Raw genomic sequence first — 25,826 nt, forward strand, 5'->3', positions numbered from 1 at the left:
GCTCGCCGAGGCGAGGCGTGTCGTCAGGCGAGCCCGAGCTCAGCGAGGATGGTGTCGAGGTGGGCCTTGGAGATCTTGGCGGCGTCGAGGGGCGCGCCGGCGTACTCGTCGAGCTCGACCATCAGCCAGCTGTCGTAGCCGACCTCGTCGATGGCCCGCACGATGTCGGTGAAGTCCAGCGACCCCTCCCCGAGCGGCGTCCAGCCGAACGGGTCGAGGACGACGTCCTTGAGGTGCACGTGCTTGACGCGGTCGCCGTACTGGCGGATCAGCGTGGCGGGGTCGCCGCCACCGGCCGCGAGGTGTCCGGTGTCGGGGCAGAAGCCGATCTCGGAGACGTCCATGATCCGCTCCAGCTCGTCGGGGTTCTCGACGATGGTCGTCAGGTGCGGGTGGTACGTCGCGACGAGGCCCTTGTCGGCTGCCATCTGCGACACCCGGTCGAGGCCGCGGCCCAGGGCGGCGTAGTCCTCGTCGGTCGTGCCGGCCGCCCGCCGGGCGCCGCCTCCGACCACGAGGCGCTCGGCGCCGAACTGGGCGGCGAGGTCGATCGCGCGGCGGATCTTGTCCATCTCGTCGGGCAGGATGTCGGCGTAGACGAAGTTCGCGCCGGTGTAGACGCTGACCAGCTCGAGGTTGTTGTCGCCGAGGATCGCGTGCAGCACGTCGGGCTCGTCGGCGTACTTGGCGACGTCGCCGTCGAACATCTCGGTGCCGGCGTAGCCCGCCTCGCCGATGTCGCGTGCTGCGTCGGCCATGTCGCCGACGCCGCAGTAGAAGAGGTCCTTCACGCTCGTGACGCCGACGGGGTGGCCGAGGACCCCACCCCACGTGATGGAGCAGTAGCCGAGCTTCATGTTGACTCCCTGGACTTGCCGCGACGGACGGGGCCGTCGTGGGTGGTTGGATGACGCCGGGGCGGCGTCAGTGCACGATCAGGGGCGCGAGGGTGCGGTGGGCGACCTCGAGACCGGTCTTGATCCGGTCCTCGGTGCCGCCCCACACAGGGTCCTCGTGCTCGACGGAGAGCACGCCCTCGAAGCCGCCTTCGTAGAGGGTGTCGACGATGCGGCCCCAGTCGACCTCGCCGAGGCCGGGCACCCGGTAGCGCCACCAGCCCACGTCCCACGGGTCGTCGCGCGACGGGCCGCGGCCCGGCCAGCCGTAGCGGTTGCGACGATCGGGGAAGGTCTGGATGTCCTTGGCCTGCGCGTGCGGGATCTTGTCGACGTAGGGGCGGAGCGCCTCCACGGGGTCGATGCCCATCCAGACCAGGTGTGAGGGGTCGTAGTTGAGGTAGAGCCCGATCGAGAACATCCACTCCCACAGCTCGGGGGAGTAGGCGAGGTTGCCGGGGTAGCCGTCGGGGTGCCAGCCCTCCATCACGCAGTTCTCGATGACGAGCTTGACCCCGTGCTCGCCGGCGCGCTCGACGAGGGGCGCGAAGGCCTCCTCGGCCTGGGCGAGGTTCTCCTTGACCGACCGCGACGGGTCCCGCCCGACGAAGGTGCCGACCGTGGGGCACCCGAGCAGCGCGGCCGCCTCGATGCAGGCCAGGACGTGGGCGTTGACCGCTGCCCGCTCGGTCGGGTCGGGGTGGAGGTTGTTGTCGTAGAACGCCAGGGAGGAGAGCTCGAGCCCCGCGCCGTCGAACCGCGCCCGGATCGCGAGCGCCTCGTCTGCCGTCAGCTGCTCCACGGCGATGTGGGTCGCGGTGAACGGGCGATCTCCGAGAGCCGGCCACGCGGCGACCTCGAGTGCCTGGTAGCCCTGCTCGACGGCGTAGTCGACGAGGGTGTCCAGGCTGAGGTCCGGCAGGCAGGCGGTGAGGAATCCCAGCTTCATGGCACTCCTTCATCGGCGATGGTGCCTGGATTCTAATGTCTCTGATCGACAGAATAAAGGTCGCTGACAAAATAAACATCGGTTTCGAACGCTAATATGCATCGCATGGCCGGCCTGGATCCCCCACGCGACGTGCTCGCCGTGGTCCAGCGGGTCCGCGAGCTCGGGGCCACCACGCGGGCAGACCTGGGTCGCAGCCTCGGGCTGGGCCGCGGCGTCGTCAACCAGCGGCTCGGCGTGCTCCGCGACCTGGGCCTGGTCGAGGAGGGTGACATCCGATCCTCCTCGGGCGGTCGGGCCCCCCGGGAGCTGCGATTCCGCGGCGTCGCGGGCTACGTCCTGGTCGCCGACCTCGACGCCTCGGCGTTCGCCGCGGGCGTCAGCGACCTCACCGGGCGGCTGGTCGCGACCGACGAGGTCTGCTCGGACATCGCCGACGGGCCCGCGCTGGTCCTGGACCGGGTCGCCGACGCCTGGGAGCGGCTGTGCCGCTCGACCGGCATCCCGCTCGACCAGGTCTGGGGCATCGGGCTGGGCGTGCCCGGGCCGGTGGAGTTCGCGACCGGTCGTCCGATCGCGCCGCCGATCATGCCGGGCTGGGACGCCTACGACGTGCGCGAGCACCTCGGCGCGCGCTTCTCGGTGCCGGTGTGGGTGGACAACGAGGTCAACCTCGAGGCGCTCGGCGAGGCCCGCGCGGGCTCAGGCGCCGGGGTCACCGACATGGTCTTCGTGAAGCTCGGCGTCGGCATCGGCGCCGGCGTGATCTCCGGGTCGCGGCTGCACCGCGGCGCGCAGGGTGCCGCCGGCGACATCGGCCACGTCGCCGTCCTGGACGACGACCACGAGCTGTGCCGCTGCGGCAACACCGGCTGCCTCGAGGTCGTCGCCGGTGGCGCGGCGCTGATCCGGCGGGTCCACGAGAGGGGCGCCGGGCCCACCGGGGAGGCCGGCCCCCGCCTCGGCTCGCTGGTGGCCGCGGGCCAGCCCCTGGCCATCGCGGACATCACCTCGGCGGGCGCGCAGGGCGACCCGCTGGCGCTGGACCTGCTGACCCAGTCGGCGCGCCTGGTGGGCGGCGCCCTCGCGACGCTGGTGAACTTCTTCAACCCCTCCCTGCTCGTCGTCGGAGGCGACCTCGTGCAGGGGTCGGACCTCGTCCTCTCCACCATCCGGGAGTCGGTCTACGGGCGGTCCTTGCCGCTGGCGACGAGGAACCTCGTCATCGGCCGCAGCGGACTCGGCCTCACCGCCGGCCTGGTCGGGGCCGCGGCGATGACCGTCGACGAGCTCCTGGCGGACCGGCGGTTCCACGCCTGGGCGCCCCATCGTTCCCCGCACGGACATCCAGAGATTGCGAGCATCCCATGAGCCTCCACGTCGTCGCCCACTTCCACGCCGCGCCCGGTCGCGGGCCCGAGCTGCGTGCCCTGCTCGCGCCGCTCGTGGCGCCGACCAGCACCGAGGACGGCTGCCTCGTCTACCGCCTGCACGAGGACGAGTCCGACCCGGATCACTTCGTGTTCATCGAGGAGTGGCGCGACGCGGCCAGCCTCGATCTGCACATGCAGACGCCCCACGTCGCCGGCATGCTGGCCGACGTCCCGCCGCTGCTGGCCGGGCCCGTGGCGGCGTACCGGCTCGCCGAGGTCTGAGCCGCGCTCGGGCCGGGTTCGGCTCAGCTCGCCGTCGGCAGCAGCTGGGGGACGCTGCGGCTCCCGGCCCAGTCGGCGAAGTACTCCGGGGCGAAGATCTCGTGCAACGCCAGGGCCGCCGCGCCCTGCAGTGCCGAGCCGGAGCCGAGGCCCACCTTGCCGATCACCAGCTCGCGGGTCGCCAGCGGTAGCGAGCGCGAGTAGACGATGTTGCGCACGGTGGCGAGGTAGGCGTCGCCCGCGGCCATCAGCCGTCCGCCCAGCAGGATGAGCGCGGGGTTGAAGAAGTTGACGATCAGCGCGAGCGTGTCGCCGACCAGCCGGGCGGAGTCGTTCATCAGCTTCATGCACGAGTAGTCGCCGCTCAGCGCGCCGTCGACGACGTCGTCACCGGTGACCGGGCGGCCCGCGGTCCGCTCGAGGAGGAACGGGCTCTCGCCACGGTCGACCAGCTCCTGGCCCTGGCGGCCGAGGGCCCAGCCGCTCGCGAGGGCCTCCAGGCAGCCGGTGTTGCCGCAGCGGCACACGATCGTCGGGTCGTCGCTGACCTTGACGTGGCCGATGTCGCCGGCCGAGCCCTGGGCGCCGCGGTGCAGGACCCCGTTGGAGATCAGCCCGGCGCCGATGCCGGTGCTGAGCTTGACGACCACCACGTCCCGCTGGTTCATCGCGGTGCCGCCGCGCAGCTCGCCGAGGGCCATCACGTTCACGTCGTTGTCGACCCACACCGGCACGCCGTAGCGCTCCTGGAGGCGCCGGCGTACGTCGACGTCGCTCCACCCCGGCATGATCGGCGGACTCACCGCGAGCCCCGTGGCGTGCTCGATCGGGCCGGGCACGCCGAGCCCGACCCCCCACAGCTGACGACCGGCGTCCTTGGCGGTGACCAGGACCTTGTCGAACTCCTCGCACAGCGCCTTCAACGTCTGCTCGGGTCCGAGACCGATGTCGTGCTCGATGCTGACCTGCACCAGGATCTGGCCGCTGAGGTCGGCGAGGCCGACGAACATCGACCGGGCGCCGATGTCGGCGCAGAGCACGTGGCCGCTGGTCGTGTTGAAGTGCAGGCCGCGCGGCGAGCGCCCGCGCGGGACCGAGAGCCGATCGCCCTCACCGAGCAGCCCGAGCTCGAGGAGCTGGTCCAGGCGACGCGACACGACGGCGCGACCGAACTGCGTGGCACGGGCGAGGTCGGGCCGGGTCACCGCCTGTCCCGACCGGACCAGCTCCAGGATCTCGAGCAGGCTGCGGGACTCTTCGTCGTCGAGCATTGGCGAACGATATCGTGCGCTCAGCGCGGCGAGAGTCCGCTGGCGGGCCGACCGGGAGCGGGCAGCTCGGTCAGCCGACCGCCTGGAGGCCGGTCGTCGCGGCCGCGAGTGCACTGACCCGGGTCCAGTCGTGCGAAGCGACGGCGTCGGACGGGGTCAGCCAGGAGCCGCCCACGCACCCGACGTTCGGAAGCGCGAGATAGCTCGCCGCGTTCGCCTCGGTGACGCCGCCGGTGGGGCAGAACCGGGCCACGGGCACCGGGGCGTGCAGCGCCTTCAGGAACGCCGCGCCGCCCGCGGCCTCCGCCGGGAAGAACTTGAGCTCGCGGTAGCCGCTCTCGAGCAGCGCGAGCACCTCCGAGACCGTCGAGGCGCCGGGGAGGTGGGGCAGCCCGGTCTGCGTCATGGCGTCGAGGAGCCGGTCGGTGCTGCCGGGCGAGACCAGGAACTGCGCGCCCGCCTCGGCGGCCTGGGCGGCCTGCTCGGGGCTCACGATGGTGCCCGCGCCGACCACGATCTCCGGGACCTCGGCCGCGATGCGCCGGATCGCCTCGAGCCCGACCGCGGTGCGCAGCGTGAGCTCGATGACGGGCACGCCGCCGTCGGCCAGTGCGCGGGCGACTCCCACTGCCTGGTCGGTGTCGTGGACGACGACCACGGGGATCACGGGACTGAGGCTCAGCAGGGACTCGATCACGATGCAGAAGGCTAGCAACGCCGGCCGGCCCCTCGCGCGTCGTCTCAGGACCGTGACCCGTTGCCTGCGGCGTCGCGCCGGGCGACGACAGCTGAGTCAGTCCTGGCTGAGGGAGAGCGCGTGCACGGGGCAGGCCCAGACCGCGCGTTCGGCGGCTGCCTTCTGGTCCTCCGGCGGGGAGGCGTCCAGCACCTCGACGAAGTTCTCGTCGTTGATCGCGAACAGCCCGGGGGCCGCGGCGACACACTCGCCGTACGCCTCGCAGGCGTCGACGTCGGCTTCGATCATCACGGTGACGCGTCTCCCTCGGGGTGGGTCGGCTCCGCGCCGGCCAGGTGCTGCCGCACGTGCGCGGAGATCTCGTCGTACAGCTCGGAGGCCGCATCGAGTCGGCTCGTCATCCCGTAGAAGGCGTGGATCATCCCCGGGTAGCAGGTGTAGGTGACCGGGACGCCGTCCTCACGCAGCCGGTTCGCGTAGGCCTCGCCGTCGTCGCGCAGCACGTCGTACTCCGCCGTGACCACGAGTGCCGGGGGCAGCCCGGCGAGGCTCGCGGCCGCCATCGGCGCGGCGTACGGGTGGGTCCTGTCGTCGTCACGCCTCAGGTAGTGACCGGCGAACCACCGCATGTCGTCGGCCTCGAGCAGCAGGCCGGTCGCGTTGTCGCGCATGGACGGCGTCTCCACCCCGAACTGGGTCGGGACGTGCACGAGGATCTGGGCGGCGATCGACGGGCCGTCGAGGTCCCGGGCCTTGAGGCACACCGCGGCGGCCAGGGTGCCCCCGGCGCTGTCACCGATCACCCCCACTCGATCGGGGTCGATGCCCAGGTCCGCTGCGTTCTCCACCACCCACTGGGTCGCGGCGTAGGCGTCGTCGAACGGGACGGGGAACGGGTGCTCCGGGGCCTTCTGGTAGTTGACGGCGACGACCACGCAGCCGGTGCGGTTGGCCAGGGCCCGACTGGGAGTGTCGAAGATCGCGATGTTGCTGATCACGAAGCCGCTGCCGTGGAAGTAGACGAGCGCCGGTGCGGCGCCACCGGGCGCCGTCTCGGGCCGGTAGACCCGCACCGGCAGGTCCGCGGTGGGCCCCGGCACGAACCGGTGCTCGACCGAGGCCACCGGCTCCGGGCGACCGAACAGGTCGAGGAACCCGTAGGCCCCGCGGCGCGCCTCGGCCACCGTCTGCTGGCTCAGCGGGCGCGCGTCAGGGGTGCTCAGCGACTCCAGGAGAGCGGCGGCTTGGGGATGCAGCGGCATGGGTGGCTCTCCGTCAGGACGCGCCGGTCGCGGCGACATCGGGCCCCGGCCCGCGCAGCGCGACCAACAGTCGCCCGTCGACCACGTCGACGGGGTAGGTGGCGAGGGGGATCCGGGCCGGCCGCCGCACGGGCTCGCCGGTCAGCACGTTGAAGCGGCCGTTGTGCTTGGGGCACTCGATGATGCAGTCGTCGAGGTGTCCGGTCGAGAGATCGGCCTGGCCGTGGGTGCAGATGCCATCGGTGAGCGCGTAGGAGTTCCGCCTGGTGCGAAACAGCGCGTAGGTGTGGTCCCCGATGTCGATGCGGGTGACCTGTCCCGGCATCACCAGGTCGGCCGGGCCGAGATCGGTGCGGGACTCCAACCCGGCGGCGACGGCCATGCTGGTCGCCAGGCTGCCGGAGGACGTCCTCGTGCCGTTGAGGCGGTACGCGGCGTCGTCGGGTACCTCGCGTCCGGGGATCTCCCAGTCCGGGTTGCGACGCTGCATCCGCAGCGCCAGCACGATCTCCTTGTAGGCGGCGAACATGGAGGTCTTCGGCGCCGGGAGGTACTCCTTCACCTCCTCGTGCAAGGCCGGCAGTGCGTGATAGGGCACCGACGGGAAGAGGTGGTGCTCGAGGTGGTAGTTCATGTTGAGGTAGAGGAACCGGAAGACCGGGTTCATGTAGACGGTGCGGGTGCTGTAGCGGTGGTCGAGCACGTCCTCGTTGAGCCCGGCGTGCTGGGTGATGGCGAAGAACCACACCAGCCAGACGCCGTAGAACGACGGGAGACCCACGAACAGGAGCGGGACGAGCGAGCCCGCCGCGATGCACCAGACCACGACGGCGCCGAGAATCAGTGCGAAGGCGCGGGCCTCGCGGACCACCCGCGGCAGCTCCTCCTCGGGCACGAACTCGCGGGTGTCCTCGTCGATCCTCCCGAGTGCGTGCTGACCGATCCGGAGCAGCATGCGAGGGCCGCTGATCAGGTTCAGGTAGTTCGGCAGCACCGAGCGGAACCGGAACGGCCGCGGGAAGCTGATCTCGGGGTCGCGGCCGACGATGATCGTGTCGGAGTGGTGGCGGACGTGCGACCAGCGCCACAGCGTCGGCTCCCGCAGCAGCATGAAGGAGGCGAGCGCGTAGACGACGTCGTTGGGCCAGCGCGTCCTGAAGGCGGTGCCGTGGCCGTTCTCGTGCCACCGCGGATCGGCGGCCCCGCCGTACAGCGCGCCGTATGCGGCGAACGCCGGGATCGCCCACCACGTGCCGAGGGCGAGGTAGGCCAGCAGCCCGGTCGCGACGAGCAGGAGCAACCAGAGCGTGGTGTCACGGATCGCGGGGCCGTTGCGCCGCGTCATGAGCTCACGGAGCCGCTCCGGCGCGATGGGCGGGCGATACCACTCGGCATCGGTGAGCCCGAGCAGCACGGCTTGCTTGGATCGGGGGCCGGTCAGGCTGTAGTCACGGCCCACCGGCTCACCCGCACTGGCGATCGATGCCTGCCCAGTCTCCATCGACGCTCCTGGTGAGTGGTGACGCCAGCCGTGATATCAGTCGGCGGCGATCGAAGATATGCTGGCGACAAACATAATGTCAACGACCAGGATGCCGGCGCGAGACGGACGCGCTGCGCGTCCGTCGCGGCGGTCCGGCCGGGGGAGTTCAGCCCCCTGAATCCCTGATCGCTGTCGTCAGTCCTTCCACCGGAAGGACGCGATCACGGAGTCCACGATCTCGCGACGCTCCGCGGCCGTGTAGTCGTTGAGGCTGAAGCTGATGCTGATCGCGCGCCCGTGGGAGCCGGTCCCGACCTCCTCGTACGGTCCGCGGACCGGTGCCGTCCCGGCGATGTGGTACGCCGGCACGCCGTCGAGCTCGACGTCCGGCTTCCGGGTGAGCTTCGAGCCGGGAAGCTGGGCCATGGAGTCACGGGCCCGGTCGTCGAGGGAGTACCCCGACGCGCCGGCCAGGTCCACGATGGTGATGAGCTGGATGCCGGTGCTCTTCCGGGGGCTCCCGCTGTAGGTGTTCGGGTACCCGTTCTTGTTGTCCTTCCACCCGTCGGGCAGGTTGACGGTGGCCGACCCGGTGTCGAACAGCAGGCCCGAGGCCGCGGTCACCGAGGGCTCGGTCGACTCGCTGGGGGACGTGGAGTCGCTCGGCGAGGGCGACGTCGAGGCGGTGGGCGCCGGCGTCGGATCGTCGGGATCGTCGCCCGAGCAGGCGCCGAGGGAGAGGGCGAGCAGGGCGACCGCGCCGGCCGTCAGCTGGGTCGTGCGACGCACCATTTCCTCCTGGGTCGAAACTCGAGCGGCCAGATTGTTTTCGGAGGCCGTGACCGCGGGTATGCCCCCATCGTCGACTAGTTAGTCATGACTCGGGACGGGGGAGACACAGCAATGACCATCTTCAACCTCGGCGACGCGATCGAGTCGGTCGCGGAGCTGATCTACGACGAGGCGATCCTCGCCGAGATCAAGGCGGCGCTGCAGGCGGCAGCCGACGACCTCGAGAAGGGCAAGCACCTTCCGGACCCGCCGCCCGCCTCCTACGGCAACTCCCCGGCCGCGGCCGACCTGGCGGCCAACGCGGCCCTGGCCCGCCAGGTGGTGATGGACGCGATCACCGACATGGCCGTCGGTCTCCAGGGCTACCGTGCCGTGGTCGACGACTTCCACGCCCGGGCCGAGGGCGTGACCGAGACCAGCGTCGCCGACTCCCGCCAGATCCAGGCAGCGGCCGAGTGCGTCGGCGGCAACCACTTCAAGGAGCCCGCACAGTGCGGCCTCCCGAGCGACACCGGGAGTGATGTCTGATGGTGAAGGGTCCCCGCCAGTCGGAGCTCGACCAGTACGTCGCCACCGTCGTGCCCACCCACCTGGGTGACGCCTCGTCCGCGTGGCTGGCCGGTCAGACGGCCCTGAACAAGATCGCCTACGAGCTCGAGCGGCGAGTGCCGACGATCCACGAACGGTTCAAGGGCGCGACGGCGCAGCAGACGGCGGCGGCGTTCACGAAGTCGGCCGGGGCGATGCAGAGCAAGGCCATCGAGATGGGGAAGGGCGCCGAGGCGCTGGCGACGGCCGCGACCGCGCTGAAGACCGCCCACGACAAGAGCGTGTCGATGGGCGAGGGCGGTTCCTTCCCGACCAAGAAGCAGACCTCCCCGGGTGGCAACTCCGAGGAGGAGGTCCAGAACCAGAAGGACTACGACACCGCGGTCGGGCAGTACTGGGCGGACTACCACAGGCGCGAGACCGAGTCGGCCACGGCCATCAAGGACATGGAGACCGCGCTCGAGCACTCGTCGGGCCAGATGCAGAAGATCCACGGCCAGCCCACCCCGCGTCCCCACGATGGCGGAGGCGGCGGTGGCGGCGGTGGCGGCGGCCACCAGAGCCCGCACCTCCCGCAGGGTCCCGGATCCAGCGATGGCGGCGGTGGCGGCACCGGTGGCGGCGGCGTCGGCGGTGGCGGCGGCACCGGCGGTGGCGGGAACGGCGGTGGCGGGAACGGCGGCACCGGCGGCGGCGGCACGGGTGGCGGGACCGGTGGCGGCGGCACGGGCGGCACTGACGACGGCGGTAACCCCAGCGGGGGCACGATCGGTACGGTCGGCGGCGGCACCGGGACGCTCGGCGGTGGTGGGACCGGCGTCGGCTCGGGCGGCTCGCTCGGCACCTCGCTCGGCGCCGGCGGCGCCCTCGGCGGCGGTGTGCTCGCCGGAGGCTTCGCGGCCGGAGGCCTCAAGGGTGTCCTCGGCGGTCTGACCGGTGGCACGGCCATCGCGCCCGGTGCGCCGGGCGGCACGGCCAACGCGGCGACCCGCGGCATCGGTGCCACGTCTCGAGCCGGCGCGGCCGGCACCCTCGGTCAGGCCAGGACCTCGACCTCGACCACCGCCGCCGGCGCGGGCGCCGGCCGTGCGGCCGGCGGTGCGGGCTCGACGGCGGGTCGCCCGGCGGGGACCCGCGGCGGTGCGTCCGGCGGACGCTCGGCCGGGAAGGCCGGGGGCCGCGGCGCCGGGTCGGCGGCCGGCGGCAACGGCCGCGGCAACAGCAAGGACAAGCGCAAGAAGGGTGACGCGTTCGAGGACATCGAGTCCGACTGGATCGACGACGAGGACGTCGCGCCCGGCGTGCTCGACTGACCGAGGACGCCGCCGCACCTCGCCCTCGGGCGACAGGCGGCCCGTGTCGGGGTCAGCGGGTGATCGCCGGGACCTGTCGCGGCTCGCCGTGGTGGAACAGGTCGGCGAGCTGGTCCGTCGTCCAGGTCGGCGACAGCAGGGCGAACAGGTGCCCGCCGTTGCGCGTCGGTGCCTCGACCCAGAGCGCGGTGTCCCCCGAGGTCGGGTCGGTGCCGACCCAGGCCCGGGCCGGCGCCGGTGCGTCGAGGGGCCTCGCGTCGGCCGGCACCTCGCCCGGGTTCATCACGGCGTAGAGGTCGTCCGCGAGCTGCTCGCCGACCGCGTGCTGGTAGGTGTAGGTGTAGCCCGCGATCTCGATCGTGTCGGTGACCAGGCGCGGCGTGGCTGCGGCGCCGGGACTCGTGCCGGTGCCGGAGCTCGGACCGGCGATGGTGGTGCCGGGACCGACCGGGTCGTCGGCGTTCGTGGCGGCGACCGCGACCAGCACGCCGGCGACGGCGGCGGTGGCGGCGATCGGCAGGGCCACGGCGCCGGTACGGCGCAGGGTCGGCACCCGTCCGGCGTACTCCAGGTCGCCGGCCTCCTCGCGGAAGGCACTGCCCAGCTGGCGGGTCAGGTCGTCATCGGTCAACATCGGCGATCTCCTTCTCGGGGGCGAGCGCGGCCCGGAGGTTCTCCAGGGCGCGCGAGGTCTGTGACTTCACGGTGCCGGTGCTGCAGCCGAGCGCGGCCGCGGTCTCCTCGACCGTGAGGTCGTCGAAGTACCGCAGCACGAGGACGGCGCGCTGTCCCGGGGCGAGCCGTCGCGCGGCGCGCATCAGCTCGTCGCGGTCGAGCAGCCCGTCGGACACCGGGATCGAGAAGTCGCTCTCGATGGGCGCCTCGCTCGGCCGTCGGCCGAGCTGGCGCCACCGGTCCTTGGCGAGGTTGACCACCACCCGACGCGCGTACGCCTCGGGTTGCCGGCGTGCCGACCCCCACCGTCGTGCCGTGCGGAGCAGGGCCGTCTGGACGAGGTCCTCGGCGTGGCCGCGGTCGCCGCACAGCAGGTACGCCGTGCGGACCAACCGACCCGAGGACGCTCGGACGAACTCGTCGAAGGCGCGCTTGTCGCGGCGCGGGATCACCGGGTGTCCCCGCCGTTCCGTGTCATCACACCTGTCAAACTCCGACCCGCCTGCGCGGGTTGTCACGCGCCCCGGAGATGGGGAGGAAGCTCAGCGGCGGCCGATCGCCTGACCGACCAGGTCGGCCATGTCCTCGGCGGTGCGGACCCGGAGGAGCTCGTCGACGAACGAGTACTTCACGCAGGCGGTGGCGATCTTGGAGAGCACCTGCAGGTAGCCGGCCGGGTCGTCGCCGAGCCCGGCGATGAGCAGGACCAGGCGCACCGGGTCGGTGTCGGCGCGGAACGCCGCGGGCTCGGGCAGCCGGGCCACGGCGACGGACGGCGCCGTCACGACCACGCTGCGCGCGTGGGGGAGGGCGATCCCGCCGGGGAGCACGGTGGGGCCCAGGGCCTCGCGGGCCAGGACCGCCTCCACGAACACGTCGACGTCGTCGACCCGTCCGGCGTCGGCGAGCAGCCCGGTGAGGGCTCGGACGATCTGGGTGCTGTCATCGCCCAGGGCGACGTCGAGGCTGACGATCTGGGACGTGACGATGGGGGCCGGCGAGTCGGTCATGGCTCTATTCGACTCCACCCGGTCCGCGACGGCGAGACCGGGTCGCCTCCACGTCGGACCTCGGTCCCTCCAGCCGCCTCCGACGGCGCCTCCCAGGCGCCAGGTCTCGCGGCTCACGGTGCTCCTCACGACGGGTGTCGCAGGCGGCGCGTCGCCGGTCACGGCCGCACCTTCTGCACCGGCCGCATCTCGACGACGTCGATCGTCAGCGCGCGCCGCGCGAACCGCCACCCCTCCGGCGTGCGCCGGTAGTCGTCCGCGTAGCGCAGCGACCACGACAGGTCGACCTGGGCGCCCTCGCGCTCCATCAGGTGGTGGGCGACCCCGGTGATCGCGCCGTGCGCGACGTCCGGCGTCGAGCCCGCGTCGTACACCTCGCCCACGACCTGGTTGACCGTACGGACCGCGCGCAGCACTCCCTCCAGCGCCTGCCGGACGCCGGCCCGGCCGCGCCGCTCGACGTCGGGCTCGAGCGTGCGCGGTGGCTCCGGGGAGACGAGGACGGCGTCCTCGGTGAAGAGGGCGACCGCCCGGTCGAGGTCGCGCGCGTCGACGTACGACGCGTAGCGGTGCACCAGGTCGGCCAGGGCGAGCCGGTCCTCGGCCGCGAGGCTCACGGGGCGATCGCCCGCGGCTCGGTCGTGCCCGCGGCGGTCGGCGCGATGACGGCGTACCTCATGCGGGGACGGTAACGGCTCGTGGACCCGGCGTGGCAGGGTGCTGCCCGTGCCACCCACGAAGAGGACCTCCCGCCCTGCTCGTCCCGCGATGCCCGTGCCGGTGGGGGCCCGCGAGGTCTACACCGACGGTGCCTGCGCCGGGAACCCCGGTCCGGGCGGCTGGGCCTGGGCGCTGGACACCTCGGTCTACTCCTCCGGCGGTGACCCCGCGACGACCAACCAGCGGATGGAGGTGCGGGCCGCGCTCGAAGCGGTGCGCGCCCTCGACGGCCCGCTGCTGGTGGTGAGCGACTCGACGTACGTCGTCAACTGCTTCCGCGACCACTGGTGGCTCGGCTGGCTCGAGCGCGGCTGGACCAACTCGTCGCGCCAGCCGGTCGCCAACCGGGACCTGTGGGAGCCGTTGATCGAGCTCTTCCAGGAGCGCGGGGACATCGCCTTCGCCTGGGTGAAGGGTCACTCCGGGCACCCGATGAACGACTTCGTGGACCGGTTGGCGGTGCAGGCGACGACACGGGCGTGACCTCCGGGGCCTGAGGGGCTGGCGAGGCTAGCGTGAAGGCCAGCCGCACACCGCCAGACCGAGCCGAGGGGAAGCCGCGTGGTCCGACGGGTCCGTCTCGGACGCCGTACCGCGTCCGAGCGCGCCCGGACGTGGGCCGGTCCGCCGCCGCTGCTGGTGCTCGCGACCCTGGTCGGCTTCGGGGTGGTGCCGTTCCTCGACCACTCCACGTCGCCACCGCAACCCCGGGCCGTGGTCGTCGCCGGCGACGTACGGTCGCCGCGGTCGGTCGAGCAGCACGTCGCTCTCCCGCCGGCGGCACTGCCGCCAGGTCAGGGCGGGCACCTGACCTCCGGTCTCCGGCCCGTCACGCTGAAGCCGGTCGACGTCGGCGTCGCGACGATGAACATGTACCGCAAGCTGGCGCCGGCCGACGCCGCGGCCGACGCGCGCAGACTGACCCGGCACCCCGGGGTGGACGTCGTCGGCTGGCAGGAGGCCAACCGGTTCGGCGCGGTGCTGCACGCGCTGCCCGGGTGGGACACCAAGACGTTCCCGTTCGGCAAGCGCAACTCCGAGCTCGCGGTCTCGTGGCGGAGCTCGGAGTTCACCCTCGTCTCGGCCCGGCAGCGCCAGGTCGCGCGCGGGATCAGCTCGCTGGAGGGGCGCTACCCCTTCGGCAACCGGTTGGTCGCCACGGTCACGCTGAAGCACCGGGAGACCGGGCGGCTGCTGACCGTGATCGACGTGCACCTGCCGCAGGCCATCGAGGACCTCGACCGGCCCGGTCACTGGCGCGACACCATCAACGCCTTCCGGGCGCGCAACCAGCTGCAGCGCATCGCCGCCGCCTGGCACGGCGCGCCGGGTCGCTGGGTGGTCGGCACCGGCGACTACAACTTCGACGTGCGCGCGGACGCGCGCCACCGGCCGGCCGGCGGCCCGCGGCGGGCGCTGGCGGGCACGGCGGTGTCGTCGTACCAGGCACTCGGGACGGACGTGCAGCCCACGCACTGGCCCACCGACCGCCGGATCGACTACGTGTGGGTCGACCGGGCGGCGCTCACGGAGGGCGAGATCAGGTTCCGCGGGCAGTGGGTGCTCGGTGGCTTCCACAGCGACCACCGGCCGCTGTTCACCAAGCTCGTCCTGTCGTGACGACCACGCCTCACCGGATCCGGATCCGCTGACGCGTCTCCGCTACCGGAGCGCCATCGAGCCGGACAGCGCGGGCTGCCAGGACAGCGCCTGGTGCTCGGCGATCCGGGCGTCGAGGCCCGCCGCAACGTCCTCGGGCCACGGGGCGGTCCGCCGGGTGCCCATGTCGAGGTGGAGGAAGATCTCCTCGATCACGCAGCTGAGCTTCTGGTGGGAGTCGTCGAGCAGGTAGACGACGGCGTGCGCGGCGCGCTGCGAGCGGCCGACCAGCCGCACCCGCACGGAGATCCGGTCACCGGTCCGCAGCTCGGACAGGTAGGTCAGGTGGTGCTCGGCGCTGAAGACCGCGTGGCCCGCCACGGTGGGCCAGTTCTGCAGGATGCCGACGTCGACGAGGGACTCGTCGAGGCCCTCGCTGGCGATGCCGACGTAGTGGCGGACGTTGAGGTGCCCGTTGATGTCCTCGAACGCCGTGGGTACACCCTGGGCGGAGAACTCGGGGAGAGCGGCGAGCTGTTCATAGGTCGGGTGGTCGCTGGTCACAGGACCACTCTCTCTCCCCGCTCCGCGCGCAGCGGCACCGCCCCCTGGTCGGAGCCCTGACGAAGCGGTGTCCGGGAGGGGGAACGGCGTCGCGCGGCACCACGGTCGACCTGCACCCCGCCGAGCCCGACGGTGGCGGACGCGCGGCCGCGCCAGGTCGAGGAGGTCACCGCACGTGCTGTTGGGCCCAGTGGACGAGCGGGGCGAGCAGCCCGGCCGCCGTACGGCCCTCCGCGGTCAGGGAGTACTCCACGTGCGGGGGCACGACGGGGAGCGCCTCGCGGTGCACGAGACCGTCGGCCTCGAGGGTCTGGAGCGACTGGCTCAGCATCTTCTCGCTGACTCCGGTCACCTCGCGCATCAGCTCGCTCCAGCGCATCGTCCGGTCGTCCAGGGTGAGCAGCAGCAGCACGCCCCACTTGCTGGTCACGTGCTCGACCAGCAGGCGGGTGTCGGGGCAGGCCGTGTCGACCTGGAGGTCTCGGACGATGGTCATGGCCCATACCTTACCTCCGGGTGGGTACCCCACTTTGAAGTAGGTACCCCCGGTCGGGAAGGTGCCCCGGCCGGCCGGGGTTCTCTCCTCGTCAGCAGAACCGAACCGAGGAGGAACCATGTCGATCGTCGTCACCGGAGCCAGCGGGCAACTCGGCCCGCTCGTGGTGGAGAGCCTGCTGGAGCGTGGGGTCGACCCGGCCGAGATCGTGGCCACGGGACGCGCCGTCGAGAAGCTCGGCGCGCTCGCCGACCGGGGCGTGCGCACCGAGCGCCTCGACTTCGACGACGTCCCCGACACCGTGCCGTGGCTGGGCGAGGGCGACGTGCTGCTGCTCGTCTCCGGCAGCGAGGTCGGCAAGCGCGTGCCGCAGCACCAGGCGGTGGTCGACCTCGCGGTGCGCTCCGGCGTACGGCGGATAGCGTACACCAGCGCCCCCGCGGCCGACGACACGACGCTGGCCATCGCGCCCGAGCACGCCGCCACCGAGCAGCTCATCCGGGCGAGCGGGCTGCCGTTCACGTTCCTGCGCAACGGCTGGTACACCGAGAACTACCAGCAGGCCTTCGAGCAGGCCCGCGAGACCGGGGTCGTCACGTCCAGTGCCGGTGACGGCCGGGTGGCGAGCGCCCCGCGCGCCGACTTCGCGGCCGCGGCCGCCGCGGTCCTGGCCACCGAGGGCCACGAGGGCGCGGTCTACGAGCTCTTCGGCGACGTCGCGTGGAGCTTCGACGAGCTGGCGGCGGCCTTCGCGGAGGTGCTCGGCCGCGACGTCACCTACCAGCGGCTGATGCCGGACGAGCACCGTGCCCTGCTGGTGTCGTTCGGGCTCGACGAGGGCACCGCGGGCTTCGTGGTCGCGCTCGACCAGGCCATCGCCGACGGGCTGCTCGGCCTCACCCCCGGCGACCTGTCCCGGCTGACCGGACGGCCGACGGAGCCGCTCCTGGAGACCGTGCGCAGCTGGGTCTGACCGGACCCCGTCAGACCAGCGTGCCCGTCACCACCGTGCCGTCGACCTCGTCGTCGGTCCACACCTCGGTGGCGAGCCCGGCCTCGCGCATGAGGGTGTCGGTGCCGAGGGCCTGGCCCCGGCTGGTCTCGACGAGCAGCCGCCCGCCGGGCGCCAGCCACGCCGGCGCCCCGGCGGCGACGCCTCGGTGCACGTCGAGGCCGTCGGCGCCGCCGTCGAGCGCCACCCGGTGCTCGTGGTCGCGGGCCTCGGGCGGCATCGTCGCGACCGCGTGCGTCGGCACGTACGGCGCGTTCGCGACGACCGCCGTCACCCGCCCGCGCAGGGCGTCCGGCAGGGCGGCGTACAGGTCGCCCTCGAAGACCCGCTCCGGCGGCAGGTTGCGGCGAGCGACCGCGACGGCGGCCGGGTCGATGTCGGCGGCGTACACCTCGAGGCCCGGTGTCCTGGCCAGCAGGGCGGCGCCGATCGCGCCGGCGCCGCAGCACAGGTCGACCACGACGTCACCGGCGCGCAGGCCGGGCGCGGCCCGGTGGACGAGCGCCGTGGTCCGCCGCCGGGGCACGAAGACGCCGGGCGCCACGGTGATGCGCAGGCCGCAGAACTCGGCGTAGCCGAGGATCTGCTCGAGCGGCAGCCCGGCGACCCGGTCGGCCACCATCCGGTCCAGGTCGGTGCCGTCCGGGTCGTCGGCGGCCGCCTCCAGCAGGAGGCGCGCCTCGTCCTCGGCGAACACGCAGCCCGCCGCCCGGAGGGTGGCCACGAGCTCCTCGGGGTGCATGGTCGATGATGCTGCCATGCCGAGCGTGACGACCCAGATCACCGTCATCGTGATCGGGTACGCCGCCCTCGTGACGGTCCTGGCCCTCGTCGTGGTGCTCCGTCGCGGCGACCGGCCGCCGTGGCTCGACCAGATGGTCTGGCTGCTGGAGGTGCTGCTCGTCGTGCGCGGGCTGGCCGGTCTGGGCACGGTGTTCGGCGACGACCCGCCCGACTCCCTGTCCACGCACGTCGGCTACCTGGTCTCGTCGGTCTGCATCCTGCCGATCGCGATGAAGTCGGTCGAGGGCGACCGCGCGGTCTGGTCCTCCGGCGTCGTCGCGGTGGGCGCGCTCGCCGTCACCGTGATCGCCGTCCGACTGCAGATGACGGCATGAGCGCCCCCGCCCGCTCGGGCCCCCACCAGGCGCTGCTCGCCTTCTACGCGCTCTTCACCCTCGCGGCCGGCGCTCGCGCGCTGGTGCAGCTGACGACCCAGTACGGCGAGGCGCCGGTCGCCTACTGGCTCTCGCTCGCCGCCGCGGTGACCTACGCACTGGGCTGGTACGCCATCCGCCAGGCCTCGGTGGGCAGCACCGGCTTCGCGAGCGTGATGCTCTGGGTCGAGCTCGGCGGGGTCCTCACCGTCGGGACCCTGAGCCTGGTCGAGCGGGACTGGTTCGCCGACGCGTCGGTGTGGTCCGACTACGGCATCGGCTACGGGTTCGTGCCGGCCGTGCTGCCGATCGCGGGGCTGCTGTGGCTGCGCCGGCAGAAGCGGACAATCCGGACGGGTGCCAGCTCCGAATAGAGGTCGTTCGTCGTCGACTGCCGAAGGGGGCAGACGTGAGTCCGACTTCCATGACGTTCGTGATCGTTGTCGCAGGACTGGTGGCCTGGCTGGCCTCGGGCACCGCATCGGCGCGCTCGCGGCGCCGGTGCGAGGAGCGCCGACGCCGCTCCGTGCACCGCGATCCGCGCACGGCCAACCTGCTCGACGTCGAGCGCCGGCTTCGCGAGGGGCTGACCGACCGGCAGGTCGACTTCGTGCTGGCCAGGATCGAGCGCGACGGCATCGCGGCGCGGACGCTGTGGGCCTGGCTCGACCGGTTCGGTGCGCCCGCCCTCGTGGCGGCGCTCGCGTCCGGGCGGGGGTACGGCGAGCTGGTCCGGCTCCTCGACTCCGCCGCTCAGCCGGACCTCGACGAGATGTCGGTCCTGGCCGGGCTCGCGATGCCGGAGCTCTTCGAGGGTCGGGACGCTCGCGCGGATCTGTAACGTGTTCTAGATTGCCGGCGTGACCGCTCCGGATGTCTTCGCGCCCACCACGCTCGGCCCGGTGCGGCTGCGCAACCGCACGGTCAAGGCCGCGACGTTCGAGGGGCGTGCGCCGTACGGCCAGGTCACCGACGAGCTCATCGACTACCACCTCGCGGTCACCCGCGGTGGCGTCGGCCTGACGACCGTGGCCTATCTCGCGGTCGCGCCGGAGGGTCGCACGCATCGCGAGCAGATCGTCGTGGGGGAGCGGACGTTCGGCGGCCTGACCCGGCTCGCCGACGCGGTCCACGAGTCCGGAGCCGCGATCGCCGGCCAGGTCGGGCACGCCGGCCCGGTCGCGAACGGCCGCTCCAACGGCGTGCGGGCGCTCAGCGCCAGCCGGATGCCGAGCCCGCTGTCGATGCAGTTGGTGAAGGCGGCCACCGAGGCCGACCTGACCCGGATCACCCGGGCGTACGTCGCGGCCTCGCGGAGGCTGGTGCGCGCCGGCTTCGACGTCCTCGAGCTGCACATGGCGCACAGCTACCTGATCTCCTCCTTCCTCGCGCCGGGGCTCAACCGGCGCACGGACGACTACGGCGGCTCCCTGGAGAACCGGGCGCGGCTCGGTCGGCAGGTCGCGCGGGCGGTGCGCGACGAGATCGGGTCGGACGCCGCCATCACCGCGAAGGTCAGCCTCGGCGACGGCTTCAGGGGTGGCGTCACGACCGACGAGGGTCTCGCGTACGCCCAGATGCTGGAGTCGGACGGCACCCTCGACGCGCTCCAGATGAGCGGCGGGTCGTCGCTGATGAACCCGATGTACCTCTTCCGCGGCGAGGCGCCGCTGCGGGAGTTCGCCGAGACGATGCCGCTCGTCGTACGCCTCGGCATGAGGACGCCGGTCGGCCGCGGCTTCCTGAAAACCTACCCCTTCGAGGAGGCGTACTTCCGCGAGAAGGCGCTGCGCTTCCGCGCGGGCCTCTCCCTGCCGCTGATGCTGCTCGGCGGCATCAACCGGCGCGCGACCATGGACCAGGCGATGGCCGACGGCTTCGACTTCGTCGCCATGGGCCGAGCCCTCCTCCGCGAACCCGACCTGGTGAACCAGCTGGCCGCCGGCCACGCGACCGAGGGCGCCTGCATCCACTGCAACCGCTGCATGCCGACCATCTACTCCGGCACCCGCTGTCCGGTCATCTCGCCGGTGGGTTTCACCGGCTGACCGCCGATCCCCGCACGCCACGCCGGGGTGGCACGGCGTGTCGTGCGGGTTCTGGCGGCCGACCGGTGAAACCGCACCCTTCACAGACAACTAGAACGTGTTCTAGGTTGACCCCATGTCACACGAGAAGCCGCTGAGGGTCGTCGTCTGGTCGACCGGGACCATCGGGCGCCACGCGATCGCGGGAGTCGACGCCCACCCCCGGATGGAGCTGGTGGGGGTGTGGGTCTCCAACCCCGACAAGGACGGCAAGGACGCCGGGATCCTGGCCGACCTCGGCCGTGAGCTCGGGGTGCTGGCCACCACCGACCGCGACGCGCTGATCGCGCTGGAGCCCGACGCGATCGTGCACACCGCGATGGCCGACGACCGGGTCTTCGAGTGCATCGAGGACCTCTTCGGCTTCGTCGAGGCCGGCATCAACGTCGTCTCCAGCGGGCCGGTGCTGCTCCAGTGGCCGTACGGAATCCTGCCGGACTCGATGCTCGACCGGCTCGCCGAGGCAGGCCGTACGACGGGCGCCAGCCTGCACGTCAACGGCATCGACCCCGGCTACGCCAACGACCTCCTGCCGCTCGCGCTGACCAGCCTGAGCCGGCGCATCGACGAGGTCCGGGTGATGGAGATCGCCGACTACTCGACCTACTACCAGCCCGTCGTCATGGGCGACATGTTCGGCTTCGGCCGGCCGATGGACTTCGAGCCGCTGCTCTGGCAGCCCGGCATCCTGACCATGGCCTGGGGCAGCGTCGTGCGCCAGATCGCCGCCGGCCTCGACGTCGTGCTCGACGAGCCGCTCGTCGAGAAGGTCGAGCGGCGTGCCGCGGAGGTCGACACCCCCAGCGTGTCCGGTGAGGTGAAGGCCGGGACCATGGGCGCCGTCCGCTTCGAGCTGATCGGCACGGTGGACGGTGTGCCCCGGGTGGTGCTCGAGCACGTCACCCGCACCGCCGAGGACCAGGTGCCCGAGTGGCCGCAGCCCGCCGAGGGCGGCGGTGGCTACCGCGTCATCGTGACGGGCGAGCCCGTGATGCAGCTCGACCTCACCCACCACGGCGAGCACGGCGACCACAACGTCTCCGGGATGATCACGACCGCGCAGAGGCTGGTCAACGCGCTGCCCGCCGTCGTCGAGGCGAAGGGCGGACTGGTCACCGCCCTCGACCTCCCGCTCGTGACCGGCCGGGGCCTGGTGAGCACCACATGAGCATCCTCGACCGCTTCTCCATCGACGGTCAGGTCGCCATCGTCACCGGCGCCGGCCGCGGCCTGGGCGCCGCCACCGCCGTCGCGCTCGCCGAGGCCGGCGCCGACGTCCTCATCTCCGCCCGCACCCCCGAGCAACTCGAGGTGGTCGCCGAGCAGGTCCGGGCGACCGGGCGCCGGTGCCTGGTGGTCGCCGCCGACCTCAGCGACCTCGACGCGGTCGCCGGCCTGGCCCGGACGGCGTACGACGAGCTCGGCCGGCTCGACACGGTCGTGAACAACGTCGGCGGCACGTTCCCGCGCGAGTTCATGAAGACCAGCGGCCGCTTCCTCAACGAGGCGTTCAGCTTCAACGTGACCACCGCCCATGCGCTCACGCAGGCGGCCGTCCCGTTGATGCTGCAGGACGACGACGGGAAGCAGAAGAGCGTCGTCACGATCAGCTCGATGATGGGACGTACGGCGGACCGCGGGTTCGTCGCCTACGGCACCGCCAAGGCCGCGCTCGCGCACTGGACCAGGATGGCCGCCCAGGACCTGGCGCCGCGCATCCGCGTCAACGGCATCTACGTCGGCTCGATCCTGACCAGCGCCCTGGAGTTCGTCGCGGGCCAGCCCGAGCTGATGGGCCAGCTCGAGGGCAAGACGCCGCTCGGCCGGGTCGGTGAGCCGGAGGACATCGCCGCCGGCGTGCTCTACCTCGCCTCGAAGGCCGGGCAGTACGTGACCGGCAAGCTGATCGAGATCGACGGCGGCATCCAGCAGCCCACCCTCGACCTCGGGTTCCCCGACGTCGCCCCCTAGAGTCCGACGGTGACCTCCTCCGCCGTCCCCACCGCCTATGCCGTCTCACCCGACTCGGGCGAGCACTGGAGCAAGGAGGGTGCGTGGAAGGTGGCCGAGGGCATCCACCGGATCCCGCTGCCCCTGCCGATGGACGGCCTCAAGGCCGTCAACGTCTATGTCATCGAGACCGACGACGGGCTGACCCTGATCGACGGCGGCTGGTCGATCGAGGTCGCCCGCGACCTGCTCGAGAAGTGCCTGCGCGAGGTCGGCTACGGCTTCGCCGACATCCGCCGCTTCCTGGTCACCCACGTGCACCGAGACCACTTCACGCTGGCGACCGTGCTCGGCAACGAGTACGGCGCGGACGTCGCGCTCGGCCTCGCCGAGAAGCCGGCGCTGGACCTCCTCAACGACGCCGACCTCAGCCGGAACCCGTTCCTCGACGTGCTCCGCACGGCGGGCGCCGGCGAGATCGCGGACCTGTGGGCAGCAGGCCCGGGAGAGCTCCCGGACCCGGTGATGTGGGCCTTCCCCAGCACCTGGCTCGACGGCGACCACGAGATCCCGGTCGGCGCCCGCACCCTCGACGCCGTCCACACGCCCGGCCACACGCCGGGTCACTACGTCTTCGCCGACCGGGCGGCCGGGCTGCTCTTCGCGGGTGACCACGTGCTGCCCACGATCACCCCGTCGATCGGGTTCACGGTCCCGCCGACCCCCGACCCGCTCGGCGCCTTCATGGCGTCGCTGACCAAGGTGCGCGCGCTGCCCGACCTGCAGGTCCTCCCGGCCCACGGCCCGGTCGCGCCGTCGTCCCACACCCGGGTCGACGAGCTGCTGTCGTTCCACGAGAACCGGCTCGACCAGAGCCTGGCCGCCCTCGCGGGCGGCCCGGCCACGGGCTTCGCCGTCGCCCACCAGCTCGGCTGGACCCGGCACGAGAAGGCGTACGACGAGCTCGACCTCTTCAGCCAGGGCATGGCCGCGATGGAGACCAAGGCGCATCTCGAGCTGCTGGTCGCCCGCGGCCGGGCGAGCGCCGAGCACCGGCCGGACGGCGTCCGCTACGCGGCGCTCAGCGACTGAGCCGCATCGGGACGTGCGGGATCCCGTCCTCGAGGAACTCCGCCCCGTCGGCCTCGAAGCCGAACGTCGCGTACCACCCGGTCAGGGGTGCCTGCGCGTCGAGCACGACGTCGCGGCCCTGGGACACCTCGAGGGCGGTGTTCATGAGGTGGTCGGCGAGCCCGCGGCCACGGGCCGGCGGCGTCAGGACGACCCGCCCGATCCGCCAGGTCGCTCCGTCGTCGAGGACGCGCGCGTAGCCGAGCAGGCCCGGCTCGTCGGGGAGGGCGTCGTCGCGCAGCAGCACGTGGCGGGTGCCGGGCTCGTCGTCGCGGCCGTCGAGGTCGGGGTAGGGGCACTGCTGCTCGACGACGAACACGTCCTGGCGCAGCTTCCACACGGCGTACGCCGTCGGCCCGTCGAGGGCGGTGAACGGTCCGGCCGTGATGGTGATCATCGGAGGAGCTCCCGGGTGCGTCGGAAGGCGTCGCGCACCTCGGGGATGAAGGGCAGCAGCGGGTAGACGTGGATGAGGTCCGGGACCTCGACGTACGTGAGGTCCCAGTCGGACTCGCTCGCGCGCCGGGCCAGCAGGCGGCAGCCGGGCGCGAGGGTGTCGCGGGTGCCGCAGAACATCAGCGCCGGTGGCAGGCCCGACAGGTCCGCGAGTGCCGGGCTCACCTCGGGCCGGGCGAGGTCGGCGGGCGTCCCGGCCCACCAGGCGGCGTACGCCGTGATCTTGCCGAGGAACAGCCACGGGTCGCGCTCGGTGAACGCGGCGGTCTCGGGGGTGCTGGTCGTCAGGTCGACCCACGGCGAGTGCAGCAGCAGGCGCGACGGCTGGGGGCCACCGCGCTCGCGCAGCGTGAGGGCGACCGCGAGCGCGTAGCCGCCGCCCGCGGAGTCGCCGGCCAGGACGACCTCGGACCCGTCCGCCCAGCGCGCGGTCAGGTCGGCGATCGCGTCGTGGGAGTCGCGCCAGGTGTGCTCGGGCGCCAACGGGTAGTCGGGCAGCACGACCCGGGCGCCGAGGGCCGTCGCCAGCCGGGTCGCGTAGCGGACGTGGAACGGGTCGATCCCCGCGACGAAGCCGCCCCCGTGCAGGTAGACGATCGTGCGCTGCGGTTCGGACCCGCGCGGGGTGACGACGTACGACGGGAAGTCACCGGCCGGGCCGTTGAGCACCTCGGTGACCACCGAGAACCGCCGGGCGAAGCGCGGCACCAGCCGGGTCGGCAGCGCCGGGTCGAGCGTCGCGTGCCACGCCTCGAGGCGGGCCCGCTCGGCCTCGGGGGTGTCCAGCTCGCGCGACCTCCGGAGCCGGGGGACGGCCCAGGCCAGGGCGTCGTGACGGCGGCTCGGGCTCATGGCGGCAGCCTCGCACACCGGGTCCGGCACAGGGCTTCGTGCTTCCTCGGCCACCGGGCGACACGACCCGGGCGGTCGAGGGTCTAGGCTCGACTCCACAAGACAGGGGAGCACGCCACCACGTGCTGAGAGTGCGGATCCGCCGCAGACCCTATGAACCTGATCCGGTTAGCACCGGCGAAGGGAGTCGGAGTTGAGACACATGCGCCTTGCCGCGCCCATCCTGGCCATCGTCCTCGCGGGGTCCGCCTGCTCGGCCGTCGGAGAGGACTCGTCGCCCGGCGACGAGACCGCCTCCGACCGGGTCGTGCTGGTGACCCACGAGTCGTTCGTGCTGCCGAAGAAGCTGGAGAAGCAGTTCGAGGAGGAGTCGGGCTACGACCTGGTGGTCCGCGGGTCCGGCGACGCCGGCACGCTCACCAACAAGCTCGTCCTCACCAAGGACGACCCGCTCGGAGACGTCGCCTTCGGCGTCGACAACACGTTCGCCTCGCGGGCGCTCGACGAGGGGGTCTTCGCGCCGTACGACGCCGAGCTCCCGGCCGGCGCCGACGCCTACGAGCTCGCGGGCGACGACGACCACCGGCTCACGCCGGTCGACAACGCCAGCGTGTGCGTCAACGTCGACGACACCTGGTTCGCCGAGCACGACCTGGCCCCGCCGACCACGCTCGACGACCTCGCCGACCCGGCGTACCAGGACCTCTTCGTCCTCCCGGGCGCCGCGACCAGCTCGCCCGGCATGGCCTTCCTGCTCACGACGGTCGCGGCGTACGGCGACGCGTGGCCGGACTACTGGACGAAGCTGATGGCCAACGGCGCGAAGCTGACGGCCGGGTGGTCGGATGCCTACGAGGTCGACTTCACCCAGGGCGGGGGGCAGGGCGACCGGCCGATCGTCCTGTCCTACGACTCGTCGCCGGCGTTCACCGTCGCGGACGGGAAGACGTCGACCAGCGCGCTGCTCGACACCTGCTTCCGTCAGGTGGAGTACGCCGGCGTGCTCGACGGCGCGGCGAACCCCGACGGTGCCGAGGCGCTCGTCGACTTCCTGCTCAGCCCCGACGTCCAGGCCGCGCTGCCCGACAGCATGTACGTCTTCCCGGTCGCGTCCGACGCCCCGCTCCCGCAGGACTGGGCCGAGTTCGCGCAGCAGCCGACGAAGCCGTACGCCGTGGACCCGGCCTCGATCAGCGAGCACCGCGACGACTGGCTGCGCGAGTGGAGCGACGTCACCTCCAGGTGACCCC

General features: G+C 72.6%; 32 protein-coding genes and 1 riboswitch. Of the genes, 15 read left to right on the forward strand and 17 right to left on the reverse strand.

The window, feature by feature from the left end; genetic code table 11:
* Positions 1-23 precede the first annotated feature (23 nt).
* Both PD653B2_RS05125 and PD653B2_RS05130 read right to left on the reverse strand, forming a co-directional pair.
* The gene (locus PD653B2_RS05125) at positions 24-857 is read right to left on the reverse strand and encodes a sugar phosphate isomerase/epimerase family protein (RefSeq protein WP_085871264.1); all 834 of its coding nucleotides are present in this window, start codon (positions 855-857) and stop codon (positions 24-26) included.
* Positions 858-924: 67 nt separating this feature from the next.
* Entirely contained in the window at positions 925-1,845 is a 921-nt protein-coding gene (locus tag PD653B2_RS05130) for a sugar phosphate isomerase/epimerase family protein (protein WP_085871265.1), read from the reverse strand.
* Positions 1,846-1,950: 105 nt separating this feature from the next.
* Here PD653B2_RS05130 and PD653B2_RS05135 point away from each other — a divergent pair, with 105 nt between their 5' ends.
* Both PD653B2_RS05135 and PD653B2_RS05140 read left to right on the forward strand, forming a co-directional pair.
* Positions 1,951-3,216 carry an ROK family transcriptional regulator gene (locus tag PD653B2_RS05135; protein ID WP_085871266.1) on the forward strand — a complete coding sequence of 422 codons (1,266 nt, stop codon included), beginning with the start codon at positions 1,951-1,953 and terminating at the stop codon, positions 3,214-3,216.
* Positions 3,213-3,500 (forward strand): putative quinol monooxygenase, encoded by a 288-nt coding sequence (locus tag PD653B2_RS05140; protein WP_085871267.1) that lies wholly within the window; start codon positions 3,213-3,215, stop codon positions 3,498-3,500. The genes PD653B2_RS05135 and PD653B2_RS05140 overlap by 4 nt, the downstream gene beginning before the upstream one ends.
* A 23-nt stretch (positions 3,501-3,523) precedes the next feature.
* Here PD653B2_RS05140 and PD653B2_RS05145 read toward each other — a convergent pair whose 3' ends face one another.
* The 6 genes from PD653B2_RS05145 to PD653B2_RS05170 form a co-directional block, all read right to left on the reverse strand.
* Positions 3,524-4,771: an ROK family protein gene (locus PD653B2_RS05145; RefSeq protein ID WP_085871268.1), complete on the reverse strand. Its 1,248-nt coding sequence runs from the start codon at positions 4,769-4,771 to the stop codon at positions 3,524-3,526.
* A 70-nt stretch (positions 4,772-4,841) separates the two neighbouring features.
* A complete protein-coding gene (gene eda / locus PD653B2_RS05150) occupies positions 4,842-5,468 on the reverse strand; it encodes a bifunctional 4-hydroxy-2-oxoglutarate aldolase/2-dehydro-3-deoxy-phosphogluconate aldolase (protein ID WP_089503889.1) in 627 nt (208 codons plus the stop codon).
* Between the two features lie 96 nt (positions 5,469-5,564).
* Positions 5,565-5,756, reverse strand: coding sequence for a ferredoxin (locus tag PD653B2_RS05155; RefSeq protein ID WP_085894206.1), 192 nt, complete (start codon positions 5,754-5,756; stop codon positions 5,565-5,567).
* Positions 5,756-6,730 carry an alpha/beta hydrolase gene (locus PD653B2_RS05160; RefSeq protein WP_085871270.1) on the reverse strand — a complete coding sequence of 325 codons (975 nt, stop codon included), beginning with the start codon at positions 6,728-6,730 and terminating at the stop codon, positions 5,756-5,758. Before PD653B2_RS05160 ends, PD653B2_RS05155 begins: the two co-directional genes overlap by 1 nt.
* Positions 6,731-6,743: 13 nt before the next feature.
* A complete protein-coding gene (locus PD653B2_RS05165; RefSeq protein WP_085871271.1) occupies positions 6,744-8,231 on the reverse strand; it encodes a fatty acid desaturase in 1,488 nt (495 codons plus the stop codon).
* Positions 8,232-8,408: 177 nt separating this feature from the next.
* Positions 8,409-9,002, reverse strand: a complete 594-nt coding sequence (locus PD653B2_RS05170; protein WP_133058945.1) for a hypothetical protein — start codon at positions 9,000-9,002, stop codon at positions 8,409-8,411.
* 114 nt (positions 9,003-9,116) lie between these two features.
* Here PD653B2_RS05170 and PD653B2_RS05175 point away from each other — a divergent pair, with 114 nt between their 5' ends.
* Positions 9,117-9,533, forward strand: a complete 417-nt coding sequence (locus PD653B2_RS05175; protein WP_085871273.1) for a hypothetical protein — start codon at positions 9,117-9,119, stop codon at positions 9,531-9,533.
* On the forward strand, positions 9,533-10,867 hold the full coding sequence (locus PD653B2_RS24770) for a hypothetical protein (protein WP_165763338.1): 1,335 nt from the start codon (positions 9,533-9,535) through the stop codon (positions 10,865-10,867). The genes PD653B2_RS05175 and PD653B2_RS24770 overlap by 1 nt, the downstream gene beginning before the upstream one ends.
* 52 nt (positions 10,868-10,919) lie before the next feature.
* On the opposite strand, the gene PD653B2_RS05185 is transcribed toward PD653B2_RS24770, so the two are convergent.
* The 4 genes from PD653B2_RS05185 to PD653B2_RS05200 form a co-directional block, all read right to left on the reverse strand.
* Positions 10,920-11,501 carry a hypothetical protein gene (locus PD653B2_RS05185; RefSeq protein WP_085871274.1) on the reverse strand — a complete coding sequence of 194 codons (582 nt, stop codon included), beginning with the start codon at positions 11,499-11,501 and terminating at the stop codon, positions 10,920-10,922.
* Positions 11,488-11,994 carry a SigE family RNA polymerase sigma factor gene (locus PD653B2_RS05190; protein ID WP_345775742.1) on the reverse strand — a complete coding sequence of 169 codons (507 nt, stop codon included), beginning with the start codon at positions 11,992-11,994 and terminating at the stop codon, positions 11,488-11,490. Before PD653B2_RS05190 ends, PD653B2_RS05185 begins: the two co-directional genes overlap by 14 nt.
* Positions 11,995-12,084: 90 nt before the next feature.
* Positions 12,085-12,552, reverse strand: coding sequence for a PTS sugar transporter subunit IIA (locus PD653B2_RS05195; RefSeq protein ID WP_085871275.1), 468 nt, complete (start codon positions 12,550-12,552; stop codon positions 12,085-12,087).
* 158 nt (positions 12,553-12,710) lie between these two features.
* Entirely contained in the window at positions 12,711-13,169 is a 459-nt protein-coding gene (locus PD653B2_RS05200) for a nuclear transport factor 2 family protein (RefSeq protein WP_085871276.1), read from the reverse strand.
* Positions 13,170-13,320: 151 nt separating this feature from the next.
* Between PD653B2_RS05200 and PD653B2_RS05205 the strand changes: the two genes are divergently transcribed.
* Together PD653B2_RS05205 and PD653B2_RS05210 are read left to right on the forward strand one after the other, a co-directional pair.
* On the forward strand, positions 13,321-13,755 hold the full coding sequence (locus PD653B2_RS05205; RefSeq protein ID WP_085871277.1) for a ribonuclease H family protein: 435 nt from the start codon (positions 13,321-13,323) through the stop codon (positions 13,753-13,755).
* A gap of 78 nt (positions 13,756-13,833) precedes the next feature.
* Positions 13,834-14,892: an endonuclease/exonuclease/phosphatase family protein gene (locus PD653B2_RS05210; RefSeq protein ID WP_085871278.1), complete on the forward strand. Its 1,059-nt coding sequence runs from the start codon at positions 13,834-13,836 to the stop codon at positions 14,890-14,892.
* A gap of 42 nt (positions 14,893-14,934) precedes the next feature.
* On the opposite strand, the gene PD653B2_RS05215 is transcribed toward PD653B2_RS05210, so the two are convergent.
* Together PD653B2_RS05215 and PD653B2_RS05220 are read right to left on the reverse strand one after the other, a co-directional pair.
* Positions 14,935-15,435, reverse strand: a complete 501-nt coding sequence (locus PD653B2_RS05215; RefSeq protein WP_165763339.1) for a thioesterase family protein — start codon at positions 15,433-15,435, stop codon at positions 14,935-14,937.
* Positions 15,436-15,601: 166 nt separating this feature from the next.
* Positions 15,602-15,931, reverse strand: a complete 330-nt coding sequence (locus PD653B2_RS05220; RefSeq protein ID WP_085871280.1) for a winged helix-turn-helix transcriptional regulator — start codon at positions 15,929-15,931, stop codon at positions 15,602-15,604.
* Between the two features lie 118 nt (positions 15,932-16,049).
* On the opposite strand from PD653B2_RS05220, the gene PD653B2_RS05225 reads away from it, so the two are divergent.
* Positions 16,050-16,904: an SDR family oxidoreductase gene (locus PD653B2_RS05225; protein WP_085871281.1), complete on the forward strand. Its 855-nt coding sequence runs from the start codon at positions 16,050-16,052 to the stop codon at positions 16,902-16,904.
* Between the two features lie 10 nt (positions 16,905-16,914).
* Here PD653B2_RS05225 and PD653B2_RS05230 read toward each other — a convergent pair whose 3' ends face one another.
* Positions 16,915-17,733, reverse strand: coding sequence for a putative protein N(5)-glutamine methyltransferase (locus PD653B2_RS05230; RefSeq protein WP_242665144.1), 819 nt, complete (start codon positions 17,731-17,733; stop codon positions 16,915-16,917).
* On the opposite strand from PD653B2_RS05230, the gene PD653B2_RS05235 reads away from it, so the two are divergent.
* The 7 genes from PD653B2_RS05235 (at position 17,702) to PD653B2_RS05265 (ending at position 23,229) form a co-directional block, all read left to right on the forward strand.
* Positions 17,702-18,061 (forward strand): hypothetical protein, encoded by a 360-nt coding sequence (locus PD653B2_RS05235; protein WP_242665145.1) that lies wholly within the window; start codon positions 17,702-17,704, stop codon positions 18,059-18,061. The genes PD653B2_RS05230 and PD653B2_RS05235 overlap by 32 nt on opposite strands.
* Positions 18,058-18,474, forward strand: coding sequence for a hypothetical protein (locus PD653B2_RS05240; protein ID WP_085871282.1), 417 nt, complete (start codon positions 18,058-18,060; stop codon positions 18,472-18,474). Before PD653B2_RS05235 ends, PD653B2_RS05240 begins: the two co-directional genes overlap by 4 nt.
* 35 nt (positions 18,475-18,509) lie before the next feature.
* A complete protein-coding gene (locus PD653B2_RS05245) occupies positions 18,510-18,941 on the forward strand; it encodes a hypothetical protein (RefSeq protein ID WP_133058946.1) in 432 nt (143 codons plus the stop codon).
* A gap of 19 nt (positions 18,942-18,960) precedes the next feature.
* Complete coding sequence (locus tag PD653B2_RS05250) at positions 18,961-20,148, forward strand: NADH:flavin oxidoreductase (RefSeq protein WP_085871284.1); 1,188 nt, start codon at positions 18,961-18,963, stop codon at positions 20,146-20,148.
* Positions 20,149-20,263: 115 nt separating this feature from the next.
* Positions 20,264-21,355: a diacylglycerol kinase gene (locus PD653B2_RS05255; protein WP_085871285.1), complete on the forward strand. Its 1,092-nt coding sequence runs from the start codon at positions 20,264-20,266 to the stop codon at positions 21,353-21,355.
* Positions 21,352-22,158, forward strand: coding sequence for an SDR family oxidoreductase (locus tag PD653B2_RS05260; RefSeq protein ID WP_085871286.1), 807 nt, complete (start codon positions 21,352-21,354; stop codon positions 22,156-22,158). Before PD653B2_RS05255 ends, PD653B2_RS05260 begins: the two co-directional genes overlap by 4 nt.
* A gap of 9 nt (positions 22,159-22,167) precedes the next feature.
* Positions 22,168-23,229, forward strand: coding sequence for an MBL fold metallo-hydrolase (locus PD653B2_RS05265; protein WP_085871287.1), 1,062 nt, complete (start codon positions 22,168-22,170; stop codon positions 23,227-23,229).
* Here the strand turns inward: PD653B2_RS05265 and PD653B2_RS05270 are convergent.
* Together PD653B2_RS05270 and PD653B2_RS05275 are read right to left on the reverse strand one after the other, a co-directional pair.
* Positions 23,219-23,665, reverse strand: coding sequence for a GNAT family N-acetyltransferase (locus PD653B2_RS05270; RefSeq protein WP_085871288.1), 447 nt, complete (start codon positions 23,663-23,665; stop codon positions 23,219-23,221). The genes PD653B2_RS05265 and PD653B2_RS05270 overlap by 11 nt on opposite strands.
* Complete coding sequence (locus PD653B2_RS05275) at positions 23,662-24,576, reverse strand: alpha/beta hydrolase (RefSeq protein WP_133058947.1); 915 nt, start codon at positions 24,574-24,576, stop codon at positions 23,662-23,664. The genes PD653B2_RS05270 and PD653B2_RS05275 overlap by 4 nt, the downstream gene beginning before the upstream one ends.
* 94 nt (positions 24,577-24,670) lie before the next feature.
* A riboswitch (TPP riboswitch) is annotated at positions 24,671-24,779 on the forward strand.
* Here PD653B2_RS05275 and PD653B2_RS05280 point away from each other — a divergent pair.
* Positions 24,779-25,822 (forward strand): thiamine ABC transporter substrate-binding protein, encoded by a 1,044-nt coding sequence (locus PD653B2_RS05280; protein WP_085871290.1) that lies wholly within the window; start codon positions 24,779-24,781, stop codon positions 25,820-25,822. It overlaps the preceding riboswitch by 1 nt.
* Positions 25,823-25,826 lie beyond the last annotated feature (4 nt).

This window comes from Nocardioides sp. PD653-B2 (assembly GCF_002117935.1).
Lineage (GTDB): Bacteria > Actinomycetota > Actinomycetes > Propionibacteriales > Nocardioidaceae > Nocardioides.